The 1,191-nt window shown below is 70.5% G+C and carries 2 protein-coding genes; both read right to left on the bottom strand.

Annotated elements, in window-relative coordinates:
* On the bottom strand, positions 1-740 hold a 740-nt coding region (locus TW83_RS16990; protein ID WP_052714961.1), incomplete at its 3' end, for a TauD/TfdA family dioxygenase.
* 11 nt (positions 741-751) lie between these two features.
* Positions 752-1,191: SDR family NAD(P)-dependent oxidoreductase (locus TW83_RS16985; RefSeq protein WP_045983967.1), on the bottom strand; the 440-nt coding region annotated here is incomplete at its 5' end.

Genomic DNA, 1,191 nt, shown 5'->3' with positions numbered 1-1,191 from the left:
ACCTCCTCGGCCAAGGCGCGGATCCGCTCGATCTCCTCCGGGGTCACCTCGGTGCCGTCGGCCATCGCATAGCGGGGCGGCTGATAGTTGTGCGACGGACCCAGGACGGCATTGGCAAAGCCGCGCGTCTCTCCGCCCAGGGCCGAGGGGCGCACCGGGTCCAGCGTCAGGCGATAGGTCAGCGAGCCGTCCGGGTGCAGGGCGAAGTCCTGATCCGGGATCGCCGCCTTGAACTGCAGGACGTGTTCCATCGTGACCTGCGCCGGGTCCGAGATCGCCGGGTGTTCGTTCGCCAGATAGCGTTTCCACAGCGCCTCGGGCAGGACGCGTTCGACGGTCATGCGCTGCGACCAGCGGACCTTGAGCGCATCGTCGAACCGGTCCCAGACCGCGCGGCCGTCGCAGATGGTGGTCTGCGAGCCCTCGAAGGCGGCGGTTTGCGCGAAGAAGGTCACGATGTCGGGGCAGCGGGGCGTGTTGCCGTTCTCGATGTGCAGGCCGATGGGGCCCAAGCCCGCATCGACCATCTGCGTCGTGTCCGTGGTATGGCTGCGCGCCGGATCGAAGGTCACGCGGCGGCAGAGCGTCGTCACCACGCCCGAGAACGCCTCCATGTCGGGCTGAAAGCCGCGCAGCAGCGTCCAGCCGTCACGGGCCAGGTCCTCGCGGATGGTGGCCAGCAGGCCCGGATCGGTCAGGCCGCCCGGATGGTCGCGGTGGCGCAGGATATTGTAGCTCATGGGGATCCTCATCACTTGGGAAGGGTCGCGGCGGCGATGACCGCCGGGTCGCGGGCCAGGCGCATCAGCGCCCGGTCGATCAGGCCGGGGCGCAGGCGTTGGAGGGCCACGAACAGCCGCTCGCGCGAGGCGGGCATCTGTTCGCGCCGGCGCGCGGTAATGGCGCGCCAGGCATGGGCCGCGACGGCGTCCGGGCTGTCCAGGGTCATCGCCATCGGCCCGATCAGCGCGTCAAACCCCTGCGCCGCATCGGTGCGCGTCGCGCGCGGCGCCAGATAGGTGACGGCGATGCCGCGCGGGGCCAGTTCGCGCCGCAGCGCGTCCGACCAGCCCCGCAGCGCGAACTTGGACGCGGAATAGAGGGCGAAGTACGGAAACCCGATATCGCCGAAGACCGAGCCCACGTTCACGACCTGCCCCCGGCTGGCCGTCAGCGCGCCCAGCAGGTCGC

Source organism: Paracoccus sp. S4493 (assembly GCF_000967735.1).
In the GTDB taxonomy this organism is placed as follows: Bacteria; Pseudomonadota; Alphaproteobacteria; order Rhodobacterales; family Rhodobacteraceae; genus Paracoccus; species Paracoccus marcusii.
This window is presented reverse-complemented; position numbering and strand designations above follow the sequence as displayed.